The organism is Streptomyces polyasparticus (assembly GCF_014493765.1).
Lineage (GTDB): Bacteria > Actinomycetota > Actinomycetes > Streptomycetales > Streptomycetaceae > Streptomyces > Streptomyces polyasparticus.
In genome coordinates this window covers 330,383-352,302 of sequence record NZ_JACTVJ010000013.1, presented here as the reverse complement: position 1 = coordinate 352,302, position 21,920 = coordinate 330,383, and the positions used below count along the sequence as shown (strand labels likewise).

Here is a 21,920-nt window from a genome sequence, read left to right as displayed (position 1 = left end):
GGGGGCGGGCGCGGGCCTGTCGAAGCTGGGTGACGTGATGGCGGGGCTCAAGGGTGTGGGCACCCTCGACATCCCGCCGCTGCCCGACACCATGGTCCGGCTGCCCGAGGGCTCCCTCCGTATGCCCGACGGCTCGTTCACGCTCCCCGAGGGCGCGGCGATTCCGGAAGACGCGGTCACCACGCCGACCGGAGCGCTGAAGCTTCCCGAGGGCTGGACCACGGTCTCGCACAACTCGGTCGCGCTGCCCGACGGCCGCGTCCTGGAGCCGGACGGCTCACTGCTCTCCCCGAACGGAGCGGTGGACCCGACCCCGGTCAAGGCGGAGACGGTCCCGGCGTCGACGTCGGTGCAGCAGCCGGTCCTTGCGGGCGTACACGCGGGCGACTCATTCCCGGCGACGGGCTCGGCGGACAACGCGATCCCCGGCCCGTCCTCAGCCGGCCACGACCTCCCGCCCGCGGGCCCGCACGGCTCCGACGGCCCGCCGACGGGTCCGGCGTCGCATGCCGACGACGGCGCGCACGTTGCTGACGACGCGGCCGCTCACGGCGACGATGGTGCCTCGCACGGGGACGACGGGGTCGGTCACGGCGACGACGCGGTCCACGCGACGGATCCGGCGTTCGGCGGGGTGGTGGACGATGCCGTTCATGGCGCCGATGAGGCGGGAGCGCCGGCCGGCCACGGTACGGATGCTCCGGGGACCGGCGGCGCGGCTGACGAGTACAAGTACACGCCGCACGTCACCCCGGACGAATGGCAGAACCTCTCCACGGCGGAGAAGCACAAGGTCGCCCTCGCCGAACTCAGCGAGGGGACGGCTCCGTTCCTCAACGACGCCGAAGCGATCAAGTACGGCCAGGCGTACTGGAATCACTACACCGAGAACCTGCCGAGCTCTCAGTTCGACGCCGTTCACGACTACACGCTCGAGCACGGCAAGAACCAGCCGCCGCCCACGTCCGAGGGCTGGGCGACGTACAAGGAGATGAACGGCTACCTCCGCGGCAACGACGCCATGGACACGCCCTACGTGCAGCGCAACATCGCCGAGACGGACGCGGCGCTCGCCGGCCGGCCCGTCCCTGAGGACGTCATGGTCGTCCGCGGCACCGGCATCGGGCACCTCGACCTCGACTCGCCGTACGACATGCTGGGCAACACGTATGGCGACCCGGCCTACATGTCCACCTCCCTGGGCAACCACCCGGTCGACGCCTTCAAGGACATGGATGCGGTCCTGCACCTGCGGGTGCCCGAGGGCACCCCGGCGCTGTGGGTCGAGAAGGCCAGCGAGTTCGGCATGGGTGAGCGGGAGCTGCTCCTTGGCCGGGGCACGGAATACCGGGTGACCCGCGTGTTCGTGGAGAATGGCCAGGTGCAGGTCTACGGCGAAGTCCTGCCCAGGAAATAGCGGAGAGAGGCACTACGCATGAGCAACGAACGACGCGTCTCGCCGCGCATGACCGAGGACCTCCACTTCAACCAGGTGGACGGTCCGCCGCGTTACGCCCGACGCACGGACAAGCCGGTCCAGTACGTAGTCATCGTGAACGCCGCAGGTGCTGTCATCGGCTACGTCTGGGCCAACGACGAGGATGACGCCGCGGGCTGGACCGTACGTCCTGCGGGCGGGGACGAAGCCTTCAACCTGGGCTTCATCTGGGCCACGAAGCTGCATGAGGCCAAGGCCAGGGGCCTGGCCCCGACTGCTGCCCTCGCGGAGATGATCCGTGACTCGGACCCCTCCGCCAGCAGCTGCGTACAGGCCGGCTCCTTGTCGGAGTCCCCCTCGCTGACCGCGCTCAAGGAACTCGCGGCGAAGTAATGGCCGACGGCGGCGCAGAGCCGGAACAGGCCCCAGCCCGCGCGGCCCTCAAGACCCTCGCCGCCGAGGCCCGCACATGACCCTCGAGGCCCCCGCCATCGACGTCGCGCGGCCGTCCTCATGAGCGGATTCGACGATCTGCTCGGCACCGACTTCGCCGGGAACCCGAACGACGACCTCGAAGAGGTGATCTACGGCGGGCTCGACGACCCCCGGCACCGGGAGCGCGTGCCGGGGCTGATCGCGCTCATGAACGACACCGCCGCCCGCGACTGGCACCGGCTCGCGGCTTGTGCCGCTCTGACCACCTGGGCCGAGCCCGCGGGCTTCGACGCGGTGCTCGAGGCCGCTGCGGACCCGCAGCGCGCGCCCTGGTACGGCTGTCTCATCGACCGGAAGTTCTCCGTCGACAACACCTTCGCCCAGCTGTCCCGTGCGGTGTACGACAGCGAAGACCTCGCCGACGAGAAGAGCACATCCGGCCGCCGCACCGAGTGCTTCCGTGCCCTGGTGAGCATCGCGGACACCGAGTACTTCGACGAGCAGTTGGCCGACTCCCTGGACGCGGCGACCGTGCGGGAGGTCCTGCCCGACATCGTGGAGACCATCACCCGAGGATCGGCGGCGATCGGCCGCGCCCGATTCGATCTCGCCACCCAACTCATCGACCTGGCCGCCTCGTTGGCCGCCATGGACGGCCCGCTCGCCGTGCGGCTCGCGCACGACGTGCTCGCGGTGGCCCCCTCGCCGCGCGCCCTCGTACACGCGACGGCGATCGTCCACCGGTCCGCCACACCGGAAGCCACCGCCTTCGGCGAGTACCTCGCAGTCGTCGGCGACGACCACGTCCGCCGCTGTCTCACCGAACGGTGAGACACAGGCCCCGCTAACGGAGACACCTGCCATGCCCTACGCGTCTCCCACTTACAAGCCCGTCGCATACGTCACCGTCACCGACAAGAAGGGCACGGTCCAGGGATACCTCTGGTTCGACGACGCGGACCGGGCCGCCGGTTGGGTCGGGCGGGCCGAGCGTGGGGGCGAGGCCGCGCGCAGGGGCGACTTCTGGATGGCGAAGCTGGACGGCGCCGAGGCGCGTGGGCTCGCGCCCACCGACGCGCTCGCCGAGCTGTTCAAGGCGGACACCGTGTACGACAACCGGCTCGTGGAGGTGTCCCTGACGAACGCCGCGAGTCTGCGCGAGGTCCACGAACTCGCCGTACAGCCGGATCCGGAGGATCGGTTGCTCCTCGGGCAGCTCAAGCGCGAAGACCCTTCCGTCTGGCGGGAGTTGGCGGACGCCGCGGCCGCGCTCACGCCCGAGGACCGCGCAGTCGCGTGGAAGGGCGCGGGGGAGCAGCCGGGCGGCGTGATGCGGATCGGTTACCCGGACTACAGCCGTCCGCTGATGCGGCTGACGTCCGCCCTCGTCGGGGTCGGCGCGGTCACCCCCGCCCACTTCTGGATGGACCACCGCATGCCCGAGGCCGGCGCCGACGGCCAACTCCCGCCCGCGGACGCCGTGCGCGCGGCCACGGCGATCGTTCGCGGGGAGCGGTTCAGCGACGGCACGATCGCGCAGGCCGCCCGGGACGGGCTGCTCGACGCGGTGGCCGCGTCGCTGCTCGCGTGGTACTCGGGTACCGGCAAGTAGGCGTTGCACAAGCAACTTGCGGGCTGATAGGCATACTCCTGCGAACGATCGGGCGCCATGCGTGAGGCGCCGCGCAACACCAAGCACCAAGCAGGGGGACCCGGTGACCACTCCACCGCCGCAGCAGCAGAACCCGTATGCCCAGCAGAACCCGTACGCCCAGCAGAACCCGTACGCCCAGCAAGGCATCCCGCCCCAGGGGCAGTGGGGGAACCCGCAGTGGGATCTCGCGAATCGGCAGGCCGGGCCCGCCGGTTGCCGGTTCTGCGGAGCGGTGCCCGCCGAGCGCGTGACCTTCCGTGCGCACCAGGGCCTGCTCATCCTCATGCGTTTCCAGAAGCTCGACGGTCCGATGTGTGCCACCTGCGGTGAGGCCGTCTATCGCGAGATGACCGGGAAGACGCTGTGGCAGGGCTGGTGGAGCCCGTTCTCGCTGGTGCTGCTCACCCCCTTCACTCTGCTCTGGAACCTCTTCACCCGGCGCAAGATCAAGGCGCTGCAGCCGCCCGCGCCCGGGCAGCACGGGCCGCAGATGCCGGCCGGTGTACCCCTGCACAAGCGGCCGTTGTCGTATGTCGCCCTGATTCCACTGCTTTGGTTCGCTTTCGTGGTGATTTCCGGAGTGTTCCTCGGGGATCCGCTGGCGGGCTGACCGGCCGAGCTGTACCTCTCCCTCACCCATGCTTTATGTTGCGGAGGCAAAGCCAAGGGGGAACGCCATGCCGGACGAGCCGCACGTGCAGTCGCAGTCGTTCATGAGCCTCGACGAGGTCGAGGCCGTGGCCCGTCGTGCGCACGCCGCGCAGACCGACAAGGCCGGGCGGCCCTACGCGGAACATCTGCAGGCCGTCGCCGACGGGACCCGGGCCCGCGGCGGCAGCGACGAGCAGATCGCCGCCGCCTGGCTGCACGACGCGATCGAGGACCACGCGCTCAGCGAGCAGTGGCTGGAGTCGGCCGCGCTCGCCCCCACCACGAAGGCCATCGTCCGCGCGCTCACCAAACGGGAGGGCGAGGACGCGGAGGCGTACGCGGCGCGTATCCTCGCGACCCCGGGAGCGCGGCTCGTCAAGACGGCCGACCTCGCGCACAATTCCGATCCGGTGCGCAGGGCCGTTCTGGATCAGCCGACCCAGGAGCGGCTAGCGCGCAAGTACGCGAGGATGCGGGAGCTCCTCGGGCTCGCCGAGGGCGACTGACCGCTCACGAGGACCACAGAGGCGAAGAGAGTCATGGCGCGGGATTACGACAGCCAGTTGCTCGAGTCGGTGTCGGTACGCCGGCGGCGGCTGCGCGACGCCCTGCTCTTCGGCGCGCAGCGCGCACGGCGCAGCGCCGACGAACGGCTCGGCAAGGTGTTCGCGGGGATCGCGATCGCGGCCGTCCTCTGTGCGGGCTGTGTCGGCTGGTCCTTCGTGCAGAACATGCTTGAGAAACAGAAGGACGAGCAGCGCGAACAGCGGCAGAAGCAGGAGAAGCTCGTCGGCCACGACGCCCTCCGGCACCCCTGGGATTCAGCTGTATATATCGGTCATTCCGGCATTAATAGCCCACCGTCCGCCTCGACTTCGCGATGATAGGTTCCGGTAAGTGGTGAGCACTGCAACGAGTTCCCGAGCGCAACTGAGCCGAGTGACCCTCGTCGGCGAGCGTCGGCGGGCGGACATCGTTCTGCCGTCGGACACGCCCATAGGGCAACTGCTCCCCGACATCCTGCAGTTGCTCGACGACCGGGCCGCCGCGCGCCCGATGACCCGGCAGCTGATCACCTCCGACGGTGCCGTCCTGCCGCACGAGAGCACCCTCTCCTCGGCCGAGGTCGCCGACGGTGCGGTGCTTCGTCTCGTACGGGCCCACGCGGCGCCCCCGGCACCCGTCGTGCACGACGTGACGGACGAGGTCGCCGACGACCTCGATCTGCGCGCCTGGCGCTGGCGGCCGGCCGCGCGCCGGGCCGGCGCCGGGGTCGCCACCGTCCTCTTCTCCGTGATCGCCGCGCTGCTCGCGCGCAGCGAGTTCGCTCCGGCCTCCGTCGCGACCGCGCTCGTCGTGGTCACCCTCGTCCTGGCCGCCGCGGGCGCGCTCGTCGCGAAGATCGGCTCGGGCAACCGGGGCCTGGCCACCGCGCTCCTGCTCACCTCGGGAGTGCTCGGGCTGCTCGCGGCTTGGACCGCGGCCGACGCCCACGCCTGGTCCGGACAGGTGCGTACGGCGGCGGTCGGCGGTGCGCTCGTCCTGACCCAGCTCCTTCTCGGCTTCTTCTCGCCGCTCGGCCGCGGCGGTCTGATCGGCGCGGCCGCCACGGGCGCGTTCACGCTGATCTGGGAAGTGGCCGCCGCCGCCCAGGACGACCCGGCCCGCCTCGGTGCCGTGATGGCCGTCCTGTCCGTGATCCTGCTCGGCATGCTGCCGCGGCTCGCGCTGATGGCCTCAGGTCTCACCGGCCTCGACGGCCGCCGCTCAGGCGGCGCCTCCGTCAGCCGCCACCAGGTGGCCGGCGCGCTCGCCGCCACCCACCGCGGACTCGCGCTCGCCACGATCGTCACGGCGCTCTCGGCCGCGGCGGCCGGTTTCCTGCTCACCATGGCGCCGCCCACCGTGTGGACCGTGCTGCTCAGCTCGCTCACCGCGGTGGTGCTGCTCTCGCGAGCCAGGGCCTTTCCGCTGGTGGCGGAGGTCGTCGCACTGTTCGCGGCGGCCGGCTTCCTCCTCGTACGCCTGGTGATGCTGTGGATGCAGCACGCCGACGGCTTCGGGCCGCTCGCCGTGCTGTGCGCGGCGGCCCTGCTTCCGCTGCTCGTGCTCGCCGTGCAGCCGCCCGAGCATGTGGTGGTCCGGCTGCGCAGGATCGCCGATCTGATCGAGTCCATCGGCGTGATCGGGCTCTTCCCGCTCGCGGTGGGCGCGTTCGGTGTCTACGGGCAGCTGCTCGACAAGTTCTGACCAAGGCCGCAGAGACATTCAGGGGAACGGGGCGTAGGGAAGTGAGCACGGAGATGCCGAACGGCGGCAACTGGCAGGGCGATGTGCTGCGCGACCTGACGGGCGGTACGGGTGGCGGCACGGGCGGCACGGGGGGTCAGGCGGCGTCGGGGTCCCAGGCGTCGCAGGCCGCGGCTCCGGGTCCGGCTCCCGCTCCGGTGGCTCAGCCACCGGTCCACGGAGTGGCTCAGCCACTCGCCCAGCCAGTGGCTCAGCCACTTGGCCAGGGAGAGGCTCAGCCACCGGTCCACGGAGTGGCTCAGCCACTCGCCCACGGCCAGGCACAGCCCTCCGTCCCCTCCCAGGCCCAGCCCACGCCCCCCGCTCAGCACCCGCACCCCGAGCCGCCCCGCTCCCCGTACACCCAGGGCCCCGCCCACACCCCCGACTCCCGCCCGGTCCTCGACCGCGAGCTCGCCGCCGCCCGGCGCAAGCCGCGGCACGGCGAACCGTTCGCGACCCGCGCCCTGCGCGCCGTACGCAGGACGGTTTCTTCGAGCGCCGCGAAGGAAGTCGCCGACGCCAAGCGCCTCGGCGAGCTGCTCCAGGCCCCGGTCACCACCGGCCGCCAGATCGCCGTCACCTCGATCCGCGGCGGCGCGGGCAAGTCCACGGTCTCCGCGCTGCTCGGCACCACGTACGCGCACTACCGCCACGACCCAGTGCTGCTCGTCGAGGCCGACCCCGCGCTCGGCACCCTGCCGCTGCGCGTCGGCGCCGAGGCACTGCGCTGGACCACGGGCGACCTCGCCTCGATCGTCGTCCCGCAGATGTCCCTGCTCGACGTCACCGGCTACCTGGTCCAGCTCCCCGACAACGCCTGGCTGCTCCCCGGCAGTCAGGGCCAGATCGGCGCGATGCTCGACCTCAAGGCGTACGAGAAGGTCATGGTCTCGCTGCGCCGCTACTTCGGGATCACGGTCGTGGACTGCGAGACGCTGCCCGCCGAGGTGGCCCGCACCGCCCTGTCCGCGGCCCAGGCCCGGATCCTGGTCGCGCCCGCGACGCTCGAAGGCGTCACGTCCACGTACTCCGTACTGCAGTGGATGCAGGGCCTGCCGCAGTACATGATCGAGGGCACCGTCGTGGTGCTCACCGAGATGGTGCCGCACAGCGGGCTCGACCTCGCGAAGGCCACCGAGAAGCTGAAGTCCACCGGCGCGGGCGTCCAAGTCCTCCCGTACGACCGGCACTTGGCCTCCGGTGGCGCCATCCGCACCGAACTGCTCGCCCAGCCCACCCGGACCGCAGCGACCCGCCTCGCCGCCGAGGTGTTCCAGCTGTCGCAGAAGCGCCGCTGACCTCACGTACGGGAAAAGACCGATGAGCACCCGACTGATCCACCGCCCGGCCCGCACCACCCGGCCCCCGGCCCCGAGCGAGGCCCGTGTCATCGAGGCGCCGCCGAACCTGCCCGACGGCAAGGGCGGCAACATCGCCACCTCGCTGCTTCCGGTCGCGGGCGTCATGTCCTCGGTCGTGATGATGACGGTCCTGCGCAGCAACGGCGCCTTCGCCGCGATCGGCGCGCTCATCCTGATCGTCACCATCATCGGCTCGGTGGTCCTGGTCTTCTCGCAGAAGGGCAAGGCCCAGCGCACCCGCCGCACCCAGCGCGAGGCGTATCTGGAGTACCTGGAGGAGCTGCGCGAGGAGCTCTCCGGCGAGGAGCGGCAGCGCCGCGAACGCGCCGGCATCCTCAACCCGCCGCCCTCCGCGCTCTACGACATCGTCCGCGATCCGGCCCGCCTGTGGGAGCGGCGCCGCACCGACGGGGACTTCCTGCGCGTACGGGTCGGCACCGGCGAGATGCCCGTACGGGATCTGAGGATCCAGCAGCAGGGGTCGTCGGTGCTCACGCCGCCCGACAAGTTCATGCTCAACGAGGCGTCCGCCCTGATGGACCGCTTCCGCACCGGCACCGAACTCCCGCTCACCGTCCCGCTCGACCGCGTCGGCAACATCAGCATCGTCGGCCCCCGCGAGGACACCCTGCGCGTGGCCCGCGCGCTGCTCGTCCAGGCCGCCGCCACCCACGCCCCTGACGACGTGGCGATGGCGCTCGCGGTGCCGGGGGAGCGGATGCCCGACTGGGAGTGGGCGAAGTGGCTGCCGCATCTGCTCGACAGCGAGCAGTTCGACGGTCCCGTCGCCGCCCGCCGTATCGCTCCTTCGCCGTCCCAACTCGCCCGCCAGATCGGCCACGAGCTGCGCCGCCGCGCCTCCTACGCGGCCGAGGTGCGCCGCGGCCTGTCGAACAGGGACGCCCTGTCCATGAACTCGCGGCTGCTCGTCGTCAGTGACGGCTACGGAGCGGACGCGGCCGAACTCCCGCGCCCCGACGACGCGGTGGGCCTGCGCGACATGGGCGTCTCCGTGCTGCATCTGCTCGCCGAGCGGGTCCAGGAGCCCGGCCAGGTCTCCGTACGGATCACCGTGGACGGCGACCGCGTGGTCATCGAGGACCTGCGCGAGGCCGAGCCGATCAGCGCCCACGGCACCGTGGACGAGGTCACCGTGCCGGGCGCCGAGGGCATCGCGCGGATGCTCGCGCCGCTCAGGCTCTCCGCCGAGTCCATGGCCGACGCGCCCCTGTCCGGGCCCGTGGACTTCGCCGAGCTGCTCGGCATCGACGACGTGGCGCACCTCGACCTGGAGAAGCTCTGGGCGCCGCGCGGCGAACGCTCCTTCCTGCGCGTCCCGATCGGCATCAGCGACTCCCGCGAACCGGTCCTGCTCGACCTCAAGGAGTCCTCCGAGCTGGGCATGGGCCCGCACGGCCTGTGCGTCGGCGCCACCGGCTCCGGCAAGTCCGAGCTGCTCCGTACGCTCGTCCTCGCCCTCGTCGCCACGCACCCGCCCGAGGACCTCTCGCTCGTCCTCGTCGACTACAAGGGCGGCGCCACCTTCGCCCCCTTCTCCGGTCTTCCGCATGTGGCCGGCGTGATCACCAACCTGGAGAACCAGGCGGGCCTCGTCGAGCGCGTGCACGCCTCCCTCGCCGGCGAGGTCAAGCGCCGCCAGCAGGTCCTCAAGGACGCGGGCAACGTCGCCGACATCGGCGACTACGCGGCCCTGCGCGCCTCCAAGCGCCCGGACCTCGACCCGCTGCCGCACCTGTTCGTCGTCATCGACGAGTTCGGTGAACTCCTCACCGCCAAGCCGGACTTCATCGACCTGTTCCTGTCGATCGGCCGCATCGGCCGCTCCATCGGTGTGCATCTGCTCCTGTCGTCGCAGCGCATCGAGGGCGGCAAGCTCAAGGGCCTGGACACGTATCTCTCGTACCGCCTGGGCCTGCGCACCTTCTCCGCCGACGAGTCCCGCACCGTGCTCGACACCCCGGACGCCTTCCACCTCCCGCCGCTGCCGGGCTTCGGCTACCTCAAGGTCGACATGTCGGTGTACGAGCGGTTCAAGGCCTCGTACGTCTCCGGCGCCTACCGCGGCCCCGTCGCCCGCGACGAGGAGGACAGCGGACCGCTCGCGCTCGCCTACGAGGCGTACAACACGCTCGCCTCGTCCGAGAGCTCAGGCCCCGTCGAACCGCAGATGCGCCGCCGCGAGACCGGACCCACCGAACTCGGCGTCCTGGTCGCACAGTTGGAGAACGCCCCCACCGATCCCGTACGCCAGATCTGGCTGCCGCCGCTGCCGGAAGCGGTGGCGCTGGACAAGGTCGCGGGCCCGGTGGAGGTGGGCGCGCGCGGCATGCAGCTCAAGCAGCGCCGCGGTCCTCTCCAGATCCCGCTCGGCATCCTCGACGACCCGACCAAGCAGTGGCAGGGCCAGTGGGTGCTCGACCTCACCGTCGCGGGCGGCCACGCGGCCGTCATCGGCGGCCCCCAGTCCGGCAAGACCACGCTGCTGCGCTCGCTCGCGCTGTCCCTGGCGCTCACGCACACCCCGCAGGAAGTCGGCATCTACGGACTCGACCTGGTCGGCGGCGGACTGCAGGCGCTGTCCGGTCTGCCGCACGTCGGCGGAGTCGCGGGCCGCGCCGACCGCGAGCGGGCCGCACGCACCGTCGACGAGGTGCGGGCGATGCTGGAGCAGCGCGAGGAGCTGTTCCGCGCACACGGCATCGACTCCGTGGAGCAGCTGCGCGATCTGCGCGCGGCCGGACGCCTGCCCGAACTCGCCTCCACCGAGATCGTGTTGCTCATCGACGGCTTCGGCGCGCTGCGCGACGACTTCGACAACCTCGACGACGCGGTGACCGATCTGCTCAAGCGCGGCGGCGGGTACGGCATCCACGTCGTGGCCGGCATGCTCCGCTGGAACGACGTGCGCATCGCCACCCAGACCACTTTCGGCACCCGTGTGGAGCTGCGGCTCAACGACCCGTCCGAGTCCAGCATCGACCGCAAGCTCGCCGAGACGCTCTCCCCGGACGAGCCGGGGCGCGTCCTCACCGACGCCAAGCTGTTCGCGCAGGTCGCGCTGCCCCGTACGGACTCCCTGTCCGACACCTCCGAGCTCGGCGCCGTCCTCGAGCGCACCGCCCGCACGGTGCGCGCCACGTGGACGGGTGAAGTCGCCCAGCCCGTACGGGTGTTGCCGCACGCACTCGAAAAGGAACTCCTGCCGGGCCCGTCCGCCGAGCCGAAGCGGATCCCGATCGCCCTCGACCAGTCCGCGCTCAAGCCGGTCCTGCTCGACCTGTTCCAGCACGACCAGCACCTGATCGTGATGGGCGACAGCGAGTGCGGCAAGACCAATCTGTTGCGCGTGATCGCCGAGGGTCTGATGGAGCGCTGCACCGAGGACGAGCTGGTCTTCGCCGTGTACGACCCGCGGCGCGGGCTGCGCGGCGCGATCCCCGAGGAATACCGCGGCGGCTACGCCTACAACGCCAAGCTGGCGGCGGGACTTTCGGCCGGCATCGCCACCGAGCTGGAGAAGCGCCTGCCCGACGACGCCCAGGACACCGAGGACCTGGAGCCCGGCAGCTGGGGCTCGGGCCCGCGGATCGTCGTCCTCGTCGACGACTACGACGTCCTGACGACGGCCGGGCAGCAGCCCTTGGCCCCTTTCCTCCCCTACATCCCCTCGGCCGCCGACATCGGCCTGCACTTCGTCCTCACGCGCCGCGTCGCGGGCGCCTCGCGCGGCCTGTACGAGCCGATGGTGCAGGGCCTGCGCGAATCGGGTTCGTCGGCCCTGGTGATGACCGGCGACCGCAGCGAGGGCCAGCTCTTCCCCGGCGTGTACGCATCCCAACAGCCCACCGGGCGTGGGGTGTTCGTACGCAGGGGCGAGGCGTCGCGCTTGATCCAGACGGTGCATGCGGGGTGATCCGGCAATCCAGCCCCTGCGGCGTTTGAGCAGATCCGCACGAAGTGCGGATGCGGGGGTGCAGGGGGCGAAGCCCCGCGGTCCCACCCACCCTGGGGGCTCCGCAACAGGGGCCCGGGGGCGAAGCCCCCGGTTTCGGGAAGGGGCGGGGCGGGGAGAAAAGCCCGCCGCAGGCGCCACCCACCCGAGCCCAGACGCACCCGCACCCGCCACCCACCGACACCGCGCCCACCTCAAGCCCCACCAGAAAGCCGAGCCACCGCACCATGACCAAGGACGTCATCGCCCTCACCCAGCAGATGCCCGACCCCCTGAGCATCCTCGCGGGCCTGCTCGCCGGCGGCCCCGACAACCTGGTGCAGGCCGCCGGCGAGGGCGCCGTGGTCCAGCTCTGCGACGAGCAGGGGAGGCCGCTCGTCTCCGTGGAGGCCCCGCTCCTCGTCCAGGTCCCCGGCGAGGCAACCCGCCTGCTCGGAGCGCAGGAGCCCGCCACCCCGTACTGGTGGACCGAGGCCCGCGCCACCACCGGCGTCGCCGAGGCCGAACAGCTCGCGGCCGCCTACGTCTCCCGTATCGCCTCCCTCGTCGGCGGCGCGGTCTGGCCGCCGGAAGCCGCACGCGAGCTCGGCGTGGTCAAGTCCGAAGGCGTGCACGCCACTTCGGACGCGGCGGGCGGCGCCGTGGACGTCCTCACCGACAAGGCCGCCGTCGTCATCCAGGACCGGCCCGTCGTCCCGATGACGGCCTGGCTGTCCACCGCGGTCGGCGCGGCCGCGGCCGCCGGCATCGGTCTGCAGATCGTCACCCCGCCCGGCGCCCGCCTCACCCCGGCCGTGCGCGCCGCACTCGACGGCTGGCCCTCGCGCTGGGTCGTCCGCGACGAGGAGTGCGGCTACTACGACGGGCTCTCCGGGGCGGTGCTCGCCTGGCAGGGCGGCATGTTCCAGCCGGTCCCCGGCGAGGACGGGCAGACGCCCGTGCCCGAGGTGTTCAAGGACGTCACCGACACCGGCGAACGCCAGCTCACCCTGCAGTTCCGCACGATCCACCCCGCCGACGACCGCCTGGTGCTCGGCGGCGCGCTCGAAGCCGTCTGCCAGGCGCTGCGCGGCGCCCCGCCGGCCGGCTGGGGCACCGCCGAGCCGGTCAACCTCCCGTGGTCGCTGCGCCAGTTGACCGACCTCGCGTACGAGCGTGCCCCCGAGCCCACGCTCCTGTACGCGGTCGGCGACGCGCTCTTCGCCACGGTGCGCGTCAGCCGTACGAAGGCGGGGGTCGAGGAGGACATCACCGTCGTCGCCGGTTACGGGGCGGACGAGGAGCCGCCGCTCGACAAGGTGCCAGCGATCGCGGAGACCCTGGCCACCCGCCACCACCTGCAGTCGCTGCTCGTCCAGATCCGCAAGGCACGCCGCGACCTCGCCGTACCGCCGCACTTCGAAGCACCCGCCGTACCGGCCGGCTTCGCCCTCGGCGCCGACGAGGTCCGCGCGATGCCCGGCGACCGCGCCCGCCGCACCCCGCTGGCCGCGGCCCCCGTGGAGCTTGGCCCGGCGACCCGGCCCGCGCTGTACTACCCGCTGCCGGGCGACCCGTCCGACCTCGCGGGCTGGACGGACTTCGAAAAGCTGATGCGGCACCTCAAGGGGGCCTGAGCCTCTGTCCGGTGGGTTCCGGGGCCCGCCCTCCGGAACCCACCGAGCCCCCGACCAGGTTCATCAACTCGCGTAGACATGGCCTGATTTGCCATTTCCCGACACCTGATGGACACGCGCGGGCCCTCGACGCGGCCGCATGTGCATGCCACTCTCCTGCGTGCTGCCTTCATTCAACACGCGTAGATAGGACACCCCCATGGCACACCCCCACATGCCGGCACCGCGAACACCCCGCCGCTGGAAGCCCGTTGCCCTGGCGACGGCCGCCGTTCTGGTCGGCCTGATGACCCCGGCCCTCACCGCCTCGCCGGCCGCCGCGACGACGACGGCGTACGACTCCACGTACTACAAGGACGCGATCGGCAAGTCCGGTACGGCGCTGAAGAGTTCGCTGCACACGATCATCAAGAACCAGCGGACCATCTCGTACTCCGCCGTATGGGAGGCCCTGAAGGTCACGGACCAGGACCCGAACAACAGCGGCAACGTGATCCTGCTGTACTCGGGCATCTCCCGCAGCAAGTCGCTGAACGGGGGCAACGTGGGCAACTGGAACCGTGAGCACGTCTGGGCCCAGTCCCACGGCAGCATCGGCACCTCCAACGGCCCCGGCACCGATCTGCACCACCTGCGCCCGGAGGACGTCCAGGTCAACTCCATACGCGGCAACCTGGACTTCGACCTCGGCGGCAGCAGCTTCACCAACAGCGGCGGCAGCCTCGTCGACGCGGACTCGTTCCAGCCGCGCAGCGCCGTCAGGGGCGATGTGGCCCGCATGATCCTCTACATGACCGTCCGTTACGAGGGCGACGACGCGTGGGCCGATCTGGAGCCCAACGACCGTGTGAACAACGGCAGCAACCCGCTGCACGGACGGCTCTCGGTCCTGAAGGCCTGGAACGAGCAGGACCCGCCGGACGCTTTCGAGGAGCGCCGCAACGAGCTCATCCACGGCACGTATCAGGGCAACCGCAACCCGTTCATCGACCACCCGGAATGGGTCGAGGCGATCTGGTAGCCCGTGCCTGGCACGGGTGGCGACGCCCGCCGGACACACCACCGGGCGGCGCCGAATCATCGGCACCGCCCGGTCGGAGTCCAGGGGGAGAGGTCAGCCGGCCTGCGCCTTCGACCGCTCGCGGGCCAGCTCGGCCGCGTCCCGCTTGAACGCCCACTTCATGTCCGGCTCCATGGCGAAGCGGAACATCCGCTGCACCGGCGGCGTGCACAGCAGTGTGACCACCACGGCCGCGACCACCGTCACGAAGATCTCGCCGAGCGGCTTGTGCAGCCACGCGGGCTCGTACCAGCCCCAGAAGCTCGAGCCCTTGGTGAGGAACCCGTGCAGCAGATAGCCGTAGAGGGTTCCCGCGCCGAGCACCGTGAACCACATGTGGCGCCGGGGCACCCAGGCGAGGAAGCAGGCCACGAGGACCATGGAGCAGGCGAACAGCGCGAAGGTCATCACGATGCCGGCCCACCACGGGGCGCCGAGCTCCTGGGCGCTGTCGCGGTGGTAGAACCACGAGGACGTCATGCGCGGAGCGGCCCAGTAGGCGAAGACCAAGGCCAGGGCGAAGACCGGCACCGACAGGATGCGCACCTCGCGGCGGCGCACCAGCTGGAAGTGCTCGGGCTTGAGCGAGAGACCGATCACGAAGAACGGCAGGAACTGCAGGACGCGCTGCAGATCCAGGTCGTCGCCGATGTCGGGCGAGATGGAGGCCAGCGCACCGATGGCGAGCGCGATCGGGATCGGCCAGCGGACCGCCTTCCACAGCGGAGTGGTCAGCCGCCAGATGAAGAGCGCGACGAGGAACCAGGTCAGGTACCAGGGGTCGAGCAGGCTGATCGGGTGCGACGGGTCGTCGTCCGCCCACTTCTTGAAGAGGCTGTACGCGACCTCGAAGACCACGAAGGGGACGAGGACACCGGTCACCAGGCGGCGCAGCCGGTCGGGGCGCATGTCGAAGCTGCGCGAGAAGTAGCCGGAGATCAGGATGAAGGCCGGCATGTGGAAGCTGTAGACGACCATGTACAGCGCCTCGGCCGTGCGGCTTCCGTCCGTCAGGGGCTCCCACGAGTGCCCCATCGCGACCAGCACGATCGCCAGGTACTTCGCGTTGTCGAAGAACGCGTCGCGCTGTTTGGCGGGCTTCTGTCCGGAGGTGGGGGCGGCGGGACGGTGGGGGACGTCCTGGGGGGAGCGCGGGCTCGGCACACCGGATGCCGTTTCCTGGGCCGGCGGGAGCGGTGCCCGGTGCTGTGACCGCACTGCGCCTTCGGGGGTAGTGGCAGCGTGGAACATCTGAGGCACCCTAGCGGCGGCGGATGGTTTTCGTAAAACCCTTCCAGTGAATTACGAACGTGATTAGTGCCATGCGTGACGAGTGCCCTGCATACCGGGAAGTCGACTTAGAGATCCGTGCACGAAATAGTGACTCAGCTCTCGCTCCCTTATCGGCCCTTGAGTCCCGCTATATCGGGTCATAGTGGCCGCAGGCGACTCCGGCGGAATGTCCGGTTCATTGCCATTTACCCGCCCAGGTCGTCATCTCCGTACGGAAGGGGAGCGTGACGCTCCGCGCTCCGTGCGCCCAAATGCTGTGCCCACGGCAACAATTCGAATTCTCTGCGAACACATCGCGTGCGTAGGGCAACGATCCAGCCGAATTGAGTGTGTCATGTGCCCCTGGAATTAGGTCAGGTGTCCGTACTGTGCCCGTACGGTGGCGATCCGCGGCTCCGGAGCCGTGGCCGACGATCACCGACGATGCGTCACCCGCCGCATACGGAGGGCCTGTTGGTGGCACGATGGTTCTGGCGGGGGCGTGCGGCTGCGGGCCTCCGGGCGGTAGTGCGGACCGACCTAGGGTGTGATCAGTTGTGGTCTTCTCGCTTTCAGCGGTACTCGTGTTGGCGATCATCCTTGTGGTGCTGATCCGCGGGGGATCGCTCAAAGCAGGCCCGGCTGTGGTCGCGGTCCTCTTCGGCTTCTTCCTCGCGTCCACAGGAATGGCCGACGACATCCAGCGCTTCCTCGACTCGATAGCGAGGACTTTGAACGACATCCAGTTCTGACGCGCGGGCGGAGGCGAGGGGGCGGCGCACGGCGTATGGAGCTGCGTGATTCCGATCCGCGGGAGATCGGCGGCTATACCGTCGAGGAGCGGCTCGGCTCCGGTGGCATGGGCGTCGTCTACCGTGCGCGCACAGCCTCCGGCCGGCCGCTCGCCGTGAAAGTGGTGCATACGCACTATGCCGACGACGAGGAGTTCCGCGTCCGCTTCCGGCGTGAGCTCGCGGCGGCCCGGCGCGTCAGCGGCGCCTTCACGGCGCCGGTCGTCGACGCGGACCCGGATGCGGACCGGCCATGGATGGCCACGCTGTTCATCCCCGGCGAGAACCTCGGCACCCATGTCCGCCGCCACGGCCCGCTGCCGCTCGACCGGCTGCGCGAACTCGCCACCGGCCTCGCCGAGGCGCTGCGCGAACTGCACCGCACCGATGTGATCCACCGCGACCTCAAGCCCGCCAACGTGATGCTCGCCGAGGACGGTCCGCGCGTCATCGACTTCGGCATCTCGCGCGGGGCCGCCTTCCACGACGGCCAGCCGCTCACCGACACCGGCCGGGTCATGGGCACCCCGCCCTACATGTCCCCCGAGCAGCTCGCCGACCCGCGCGAGGTCGGCCCGCCCGCGGATGTCTTCTCGCTCGGCTCGGTCCTTGTGTACGCGGCCACGGGCCGGGGCCCGTTCGACGGCGAGAACCCGTACGAGACGGCGATCCGCGTGGTCGAAGGCGCACCCCAACTGGAGGGTGTGCCCCGCGAGTTACGCCCCGTCGTCGAACGCTGCCTCGACAAGTCCCCGAAGGCACGCCCCACCCCCGACGAACTCCTCGCGCTCCTTCGCGGCGCCCCGCTGCCGCCACCGCCCCAGGACCCGCTGCCCACCGAGCCCACACCCCGACGACCACTGCCCCTGCCGGGCGTCCTCGGAGTGATCGGCTTGGTGGTGGCCCTGGTGGCGGCCTTCTTCCTCGTACGTCCGCTGCTCGACGCGGACGACAAGCCGCAGGGGCAGGAGGCGAAGCTCCCGGCGGGGTACCGGGCCTGGCAGTCGCGGGCGTCGGCGCCGTCGGGTCTCGACGCGCAGTTCAACGGCTGCGCGGTGCACCACAAGGGCGGCCTGGTCTGTGCGGGCGCCGACTACGCCGCCGTGCGTTTCGCGCTCGCGGACGGTGCGGTCGGCTGGCACCACCCGATCGATCCGACAGCGGACGACGAGGACTTCGGCGAAGGCGCCGTGATCGGTGAGAGCCGCGGCGGAATCCTCGTCTACAACAATGCGGACGAGAGCAAGGGGACAGGGGACGACGCGGCGACCAGCGCGCGCTACAGCATCCTGTCCCTGGACCCGGGGACCGGTGGGATCCGCTGGCAGACCCCCGTCGGCCACGGCGACCGGGCGCCGGCGCCCGCGCCTGGTCCGGAGTGGGGCGGCGCGGCCGTCCTTCCCTCGGGCGTGGTCACCTTCACGGGCCGGAACGGCAGCTCGTACACCCTTCTGGACGGAGCGTCCGGCAAGGCACTCTGGACCGCGCCCACGCCGGCGAAGGAGCAGTGCGGACTCCAGGCCGCCGCCGGCCGCGCTTATCTCCTGTGCGTGACGGCCGACTACAGCCGCACCCGCATCGGCAGCCTCGACCCGCGGACGGGCCGCCCCACCTGGGCCGACCTCGGCGGCGACACCGTCCTGTGGCTGGGCGGACACCGGGGCCGCGCGGTGCTCGCGGTCGGCCCCGCGGACGCCGCCGACTACACCCGCCTGCTCGCGGTCGAACCCGGCGCTCCCGACGCGGCGGGAGATTCCACCAGTGGCCCGGCCGCGGGCGATTCCACCAGTGGCCCGGCCGAGCCCGCTGTCCGCTCCATCCCGCTCTCCGTGCCGCAGCCCGGCGACTCCACGCCCCAACTGACCAGCCGGGGGCTGTACTTCTCGTACGCCAACGGCAGAGTCGACGCCATCGACCCCGCCACCGGCCGCCGCCTGTGGCGGGGCGACACGGGCCTCGACCTGCCCGGCCCGGCCGAGACCACCGACACACACGTCATCGTGGCCTCACCGGGCGGCCGCGTCTCGGCGCTCCACCGCGGCGACGGAACCCTGGACTGGACCCGCAGCGCTCCCGGCGACTCCGGCCCCCCCACCACCAGCGTGGGCCCACGCCCCGCGGTCCTCGGCGACGCGCTCTACGTTCCGTACGGCAGCCAGTCGGTCTTCAGCGTCGCCCTCACCGACCCGCACGCACCCCTGGACAAGGCCTCACCGCCTCCGCGGCCGTCCCCTCCGGCGACGGCCTCCCCGAAGACACCCGGTTGATCACCGCCACGCAGCACCGCGTACGGAGGCCCTGGGGCTCTCTTTCGGATCTTGCCGGGGGCGCGGCCGTCGAAGGCGGCGCTTCCGTGGCCGACAAGATCCAAAAGAGACCCTCTAGTCGTCGAGCCCGTCCCGGATGATGCGGCGGGCCACCTCGGCGCGGGCGCCCGCGAGTTCGGCGGCGATGCGTCCCTGCCGAGCGTCGTCCGCCACGACGGCGGCAGGCACGGACGGGCCGGCCAGCAGGCTCTGGCGCCTGAGGTCGGTCGGCGGGTGCGTCGAGTCGACGCTGTGCCGGCGCCGGACGCCGACCCTCCGCTGCCGCTCGTATTCGTGCGCGGGGACGGACGCCATGTGTGCCCTGAGCCGGTCCCAGACGCCCTCCGCCCGGTTCTCGTTGCCCGGCGCGCGGCGTCCTCCCGTGAACGCGGCCTGGGCACCCTCCCGTCGCAGAACGACGGTGGCGGTGTCCGCGACGAAGAAGTGCTCCATCAAGGACACGGCCGCCTCGGTGGAACCCGCCCGGGCCGCCGCACGGTCGGCCAGATACTCGGCCCGCTGACTGGCCCGCAGCGTCAGATGGTCGAACAGCGACAGCACGCAGCGGGTCAGCACCCGGGGCACCGCATAGAAGACGTTGGCGACTATCTCGTCCGCGGACGGCGGGCCCGGAGCCGGGCCGTCCGACGGGGAGAAGTGGTAGAGCCAGTCGGTCAGCGTTCTGTGCGCCGTCCACACCACCAGGGTGCGCCGGGTGTCGCCGTTGCCGTAGTGGCCGAGCTCGTGCCCGAGCAGGGCGATCTGCTGCTGCGGCGTGAGGGTCTCCCACAGGGGGAGTCCCAGCGTCAACACCCTGCGCCCGCGCACGCCGTAGGACAGGACGCCCGCGTTGACCTCCGCGTCGAACCTGACCTCGTCGACTGTGCGGGTCCCCACCACACGGGCCACCTCGTCGATCAGCGCATAGAGCTCGGGTGCGTCCTGCCGGTGAAGTACCGGGTCGTCGTCGGGCAGTCGACCGGCCCGAGGTCTGAGCGACCATGCCAGCAGGAGCAGGATCAGTCCGATCAGCCCGTATCCGATGCCCGAGCCGCTCCATCCCCGCACCAGAAACCAGACCCCGCCGCAGGCGAGGCCCAAGGTGACGCCGTGCACGGCGAGCGCGATGCCGAAGGCGAGCACCGAGGAGACATCACGATGGGCGCGCAGCTCGCCGCCGGCCGTCACCTCGGCCAGAAGCCTCTCCCCGTGGCGCCGCGCGAGCACACGTCGTGCCCTGTCCAGCCGGTCCCCGTCCTCGTCCGGCGGCTCCGGATCGACATTCCAGTCGCAGGCCGCACACCACACGACGTACCTGTTGTCGCCCTTGATCCCGGCCCCGCACTCCGGACACGCCTGAACATCCTCTGCGGCAGCACGCACCCCACCCTCCATCGCGACCCCTCCCCAGAAGCCCTCACACGAAGACTCGGAGTGCACCACTCCCGCCCCACCCCTGACAAGATCCACGGGGCCACGGGTACGACGCCGATCCATCGGGCGGGCGAGGTCACGCCCTACTCGTAGACGCGAGCGACGCTGAGCGCCCGGGCGAACAGCGTCCAGTCGCCCTGCGGGGGCATCTCCTGGCCGAAGTTCGCGTACCAGCCGGGCGAATCCTCGACCCACGCCGCGAGCGCCTCCAGGAAGCGGTCCAGCGTCCGGTTCTCCCACTCGGCTCCGCGACGGGAGTGGTCCTCGCGCAGCCGCTTCAGGAAGGCGGCCTGGCTTCCCGGTCCGGTACCCGGTCATCGGCCTTGAGAAGGGCGTCCATGCCGCGCACCGTACAGCGCCCTTGCGGCGGCGGGCAGTTGAGTCCGCGAAGGCCGGCGTCCGGCAGGCCGTGCTCAGTCGTCGTCGGCATGGACCGGCGCCGGGGACCAGCCCGGCGGCAGGTCATGCCCCCGCTCGCCCGTGATCCGGCGCGGATACCGGTCGTGCCACCACCGGCCGTCCATCCCGGCCGGCAAGCCATCGGCCTTCCGCCTGGGCAAGGTGGCCGCGACGAACCGGCGGTCCCATTCGTCAAGCTCCGCCTGGCGCACCTCGCGTACGCGCGGCGTCAGCAGGGGCCAGGCCGCATGGAGCCAGTCCCGGCAGACGAGCTCGTTGTGGTACTCCCAGATCCACTCGGTGTCGAAGCCTTCTTCGAGGTCGATGACCGTCAGGCGCCATTGGCTCAGCGCTTCGTTCAGCGTTCGTGCACCGTATGTCGCGGACAGGCTCTGCATCGCGCCGAGCACAGCTGCATAGTCCTCGGCCGTCAGCTCGGAGCCGTTCACCCCGCCGCTCCCCATCCGGGCACCGTAGCGCCCAAGGCCCGAGCTGGTCCGGTCGTCCGCCCACCGGACCGCCCGAGTAGCGTCCGCCAGGTGGATCTCGACCTCATCGACAGCGTTCCCGGCGGGCTGACGCGCAGGGCCCGCGACTTCGTCGCCGTGCACGGCATCAGGGTCGACACCCGGTCCGTCGAGGAGCGCAGGCAGCGATGGCTCGACCGGGGAATCCCGGCGCATGCAGTGGACCGTATGGCGTCCTTCCAGGAGCGCTGGGGCGGCCTGCTTCTGCCGCCGGCCGCCCAGTACGACGGCGGGCCGAAGTACCTGAGTGCACGTTCCCCTGGAGGATCGGCATCCGAGGGCTGGTGGTTCGACGCGGGCCCGCGACGAACGGCCGTCCCCTACGCGTTCAGGATCGGTCCGACCGGCGAGTTCGGGATCCACGCCGACCACTGGGCGCCGTTGCATGCGACCGTCGAAGGATGGATCGAGGCGCTCGCGCTGTCACACCATGCGGCTGCGTGCGCCGAGCGGATCACGAGGCTCACGGGCGATGACGTCAACCGCCTCGACCTCGACGCCATGGAGCCGGTGCGGGAGGTGCGAGGCCTGTCCGACACGTGGTGGCGGAGCACCGACTCGCTGGTCGCGCTCTGCACAGGAGAAGCCCGCTGCCTGTCCTTCCCCAGAGGACGCACCGCGTGGATCTACTCCGGCCTCGACCAGTGGGGCCTCTACGGAGTCGGCGACGAGATGACCTGACGACGAAGGCCCAGGCCGAGAAAACATCCT

The 21,920-nt window shown here is 71.2% G+C and carries 19 protein-coding genes; 15 read left to right on the top strand and 4 right to left on the bottom strand.

Annotation, left to right across the window (positions count from 1 at the left end; genetic code table 11):
* The 12 genes from H9Y04_RS27820 to H9Y04_RS27765 form a co-directional block, all read left to right on the top strand.
* Window positions 1-1,417: ADP-ribosyltransferase (locus H9Y04_RS27820; protein ID WP_306660180.1), on the top strand; the 1,417-nt coding region annotated here is incomplete at its 5' end.
* 18 nt (window positions 1,418-1,435) lie between these two features.
* Entirely contained in the window at window positions 1,436-1,831 is a 396-nt protein-coding gene (locus H9Y04_RS27815) for a hypothetical protein (RefSeq protein ID WP_187816779.1), read from the top strand.
* Window positions 1,832-1,951: 120 nt separating this feature from the next.
* On the top strand, window positions 1,952-2,704 hold the full coding sequence (locus H9Y04_RS27810; RefSeq protein ID WP_236071494.1) for a hypothetical protein: 753 nt from the start codon (window positions 1,952-1,954) through the stop codon (window positions 2,702-2,704).
* Window positions 2,705-2,735: 31 nt separating this feature from the next.
* Window positions 2,736-3,485 carry a DUF6508 domain-containing protein gene (locus H9Y04_RS27805; RefSeq protein ID WP_187816778.1) on the top strand — a complete coding sequence of 250 codons (750 nt, stop codon included), beginning with the start codon at window positions 2,736-2,738 and terminating at the stop codon, window positions 3,483-3,485.
* Window positions 3,486-3,588: 103 nt separating this feature from the next.
* Window positions 3,589-4,137, top strand: coding sequence for a hypothetical protein (locus H9Y04_RS27800; protein ID WP_187816814.1), 549 nt, complete (start codon window positions 3,589-3,591; stop codon window positions 4,135-4,137).
* Between the two features lie 67 nt (window positions 4,138-4,204).
* Window positions 4,205-4,684, top strand: coding sequence for an HD domain-containing protein (locus H9Y04_RS27795; protein WP_236071493.1), 480 nt, complete (start codon window positions 4,205-4,207; stop codon window positions 4,682-4,684).
* A 33-nt stretch (window positions 4,685-4,717) separates the two neighbouring features.
* Complete coding sequence (locus H9Y04_RS27790) at window positions 4,718-5,062, top strand: DUF3007 family protein (protein WP_236071492.1); 345 nt, start codon at window positions 4,718-4,720, stop codon at window positions 5,060-5,062.
* Between the two features lie 13 nt (window positions 5,063-5,075).
* A complete protein-coding gene (gene eccD, locus H9Y04_RS27785; protein ID WP_187816776.1) occupies window positions 5,076-6,428 on the top strand; it encodes a type VII secretion integral membrane protein EccD in 1,353 nt (450 codons plus the stop codon).
* Window positions 6,429-6,481: 53 nt separating this feature from the next.
* Window positions 6,482-7,768, top strand: coding sequence for a MinD/ParA family protein (locus H9Y04_RS27780; RefSeq protein ID WP_187816812.1), 1,287 nt, complete (start codon window positions 6,482-6,484; stop codon window positions 7,766-7,768).
* Between the two features lie 22 nt (window positions 7,769-7,790).
* Window positions 7,791-11,765: a type VII secretion protein EccCa gene (gene eccCa, locus H9Y04_RS27775; protein WP_187816775.1), complete on the top strand. Its 3,975-nt coding sequence runs from the start codon at window positions 7,791-7,793 to the stop codon at window positions 11,763-11,765.
* A gap of 266 nt (window positions 11,766-12,031) precedes the next feature.
* Entirely contained in the window at window positions 12,032-13,420 is a 1,389-nt protein-coding gene (locus H9Y04_RS27770; RefSeq protein WP_187816774.1) for a DUF6177 family protein, read from the top strand.
* A gap of 214 nt (window positions 13,421-13,634) precedes the next feature.
* Window positions 13,635-14,441: an endonuclease I family protein gene (locus H9Y04_RS27765; protein WP_187816811.1), complete on the top strand. Its 807-nt coding sequence runs from the start codon at window positions 13,635-13,637 to the stop codon at window positions 14,439-14,441.
* A 93-nt stretch (window positions 14,442-14,534) separates the two neighbouring features.
* On the opposite strand, the gene H9Y04_RS27760 is transcribed toward H9Y04_RS27765, so the two are convergent.
* On the bottom strand, window positions 14,535-15,644 hold the full coding sequence (locus H9Y04_RS27760) for an acyltransferase family protein (RefSeq protein ID WP_438818153.1): 1,110 nt from the start codon (window positions 15,642-15,644) through the stop codon (window positions 14,535-14,537).
* Window positions 15,645-16,309: 665 nt separating this feature from the next.
* Between H9Y04_RS27760 and H9Y04_RS27755 the strand changes: the two genes are divergently transcribed.
* Window positions 16,310-16,504 (top strand): hypothetical protein, encoded by a 195-nt coding sequence (locus H9Y04_RS27755; protein WP_093613165.1) that lies wholly within the window; start codon window positions 16,310-16,312, stop codon window positions 16,502-16,504.
* A gap of 35 nt (window positions 16,505-16,539) precedes the next feature.
* A complete protein-coding gene (locus tag H9Y04_RS27750) occupies window positions 16,540-18,810 on the top strand; it encodes a serine/threonine-protein kinase (protein ID WP_187816772.1) in 2,271 nt (756 codons plus the stop codon).
* A gap of 114 nt (window positions 18,811-18,924) precedes the next feature.
* Here the strand turns inward: H9Y04_RS27750 and H9Y04_RS27745 are convergent, their stop codons facing one another.
* The 3 genes from H9Y04_RS27745 to H9Y04_RS27740 form a co-directional block, all read right to left on the bottom strand.
* A complete protein-coding gene (locus H9Y04_RS27745) occupies window positions 18,925-20,232 on the bottom strand; it encodes a M48 family metallopeptidase (RefSeq protein ID WP_308801127.1) in 1,308 nt (435 codons plus the stop codon).
* 134 nt (window positions 20,233-20,366) lie between these two features.
* On the bottom strand, window positions 20,367-20,564 hold the full coding sequence (locus H9Y04_RS48690) for a DUF7660 family protein (protein ID WP_438818154.1): 198 nt from the start codon (window positions 20,562-20,564) through the stop codon (window positions 20,367-20,369).
* Between the two features lie 132 nt (window positions 20,565-20,696).
* Complete coding sequence (locus H9Y04_RS27740) at window positions 20,697-21,131, bottom strand: hypothetical protein (RefSeq protein WP_187816770.1); 435 nt, start codon at window positions 21,129-21,131, stop codon at window positions 20,697-20,699.
* 90 nt (window positions 21,132-21,221) lie between these two features.
* Here H9Y04_RS27740 and H9Y04_RS27735 point away from each other — a divergent pair, with 90 nt between their 5' ends.
* The gene (locus tag H9Y04_RS27735) at window positions 21,222-21,890 is read left to right on the top strand and encodes a hypothetical protein (protein WP_187816769.1); all 669 of its coding nucleotides are present in this window, start codon (window positions 21,222-21,224) and stop codon (window positions 21,888-21,890) included.
* Window positions 21,891-21,920 lie beyond the last annotated feature (30 nt).

Bases quoted from the DNA above. Each gene is read 5' to 3' on its own strand.
- H9Y04_RS27815 (WP_187816779.1), top strand. From the start codon at position 1,436: ATGAGCAACGAACGACGCGTCTCGCCGCGCATGACCGAGGACCTCCAC.
- H9Y04_RS27810 (WP_236071494.1), top strand. From the start codon at position 1,952: ATGAGCGGATTCGACGATCTGCTCGGCACCGACTTCGCCGGGAACCCG.
- H9Y04_RS27805 (WP_187816778.1), top strand. From the start codon at position 2,736: ATGCCCTACGCGTCTCCCACTTACAAGCCCGTCGCATACGTCACCGTC.
- H9Y04_RS27795 (WP_236071493.1), top strand. From the start codon at position 4,205: ATGCCGGACGAGCCGCACGTGCAGTCGCAGTCGTTCATGAGCCTCGAC.
- H9Y04_RS27790 (WP_236071492.1), top strand. From the start codon at position 4,718: ATGGCGCGGGATTACGACAGCCAGTTGCTCGAGTCGGTGTCGGTACGC.
- H9Y04_RS27780 (WP_187816812.1), top strand. From the start codon at position 6,482: ATGCCGAACGGCGGCAACTGGCAGGGCGATGTGCTGCGCGACCTGACG.
- eccCa (WP_187816775.1), top strand. From the start codon at position 7,791: ATGAGCACCCGACTGATCCACCGCCCGGCCCGCACCACCCGGCCCCCG.
- H9Y04_RS27770 (WP_187816774.1), top strand. From the start codon at position 12,032: ATGACCAAGGACGTCATCGCCCTCACCCAGCAGATGCCCGACCCCCTG.
- H9Y04_RS27765 (WP_187816811.1), top strand. From the start codon at position 13,635: ATGCCGGCACCGCGAACACCCCGCCGCTGGAAGCCCGTTGCCCTGGCG.
- H9Y04_RS27750 (WP_187816772.1), top strand. From the start codon at position 16,540: ATGGAGCTGCGTGATTCCGATCCGCGGGAGATCGGCGGCTATACCGTC.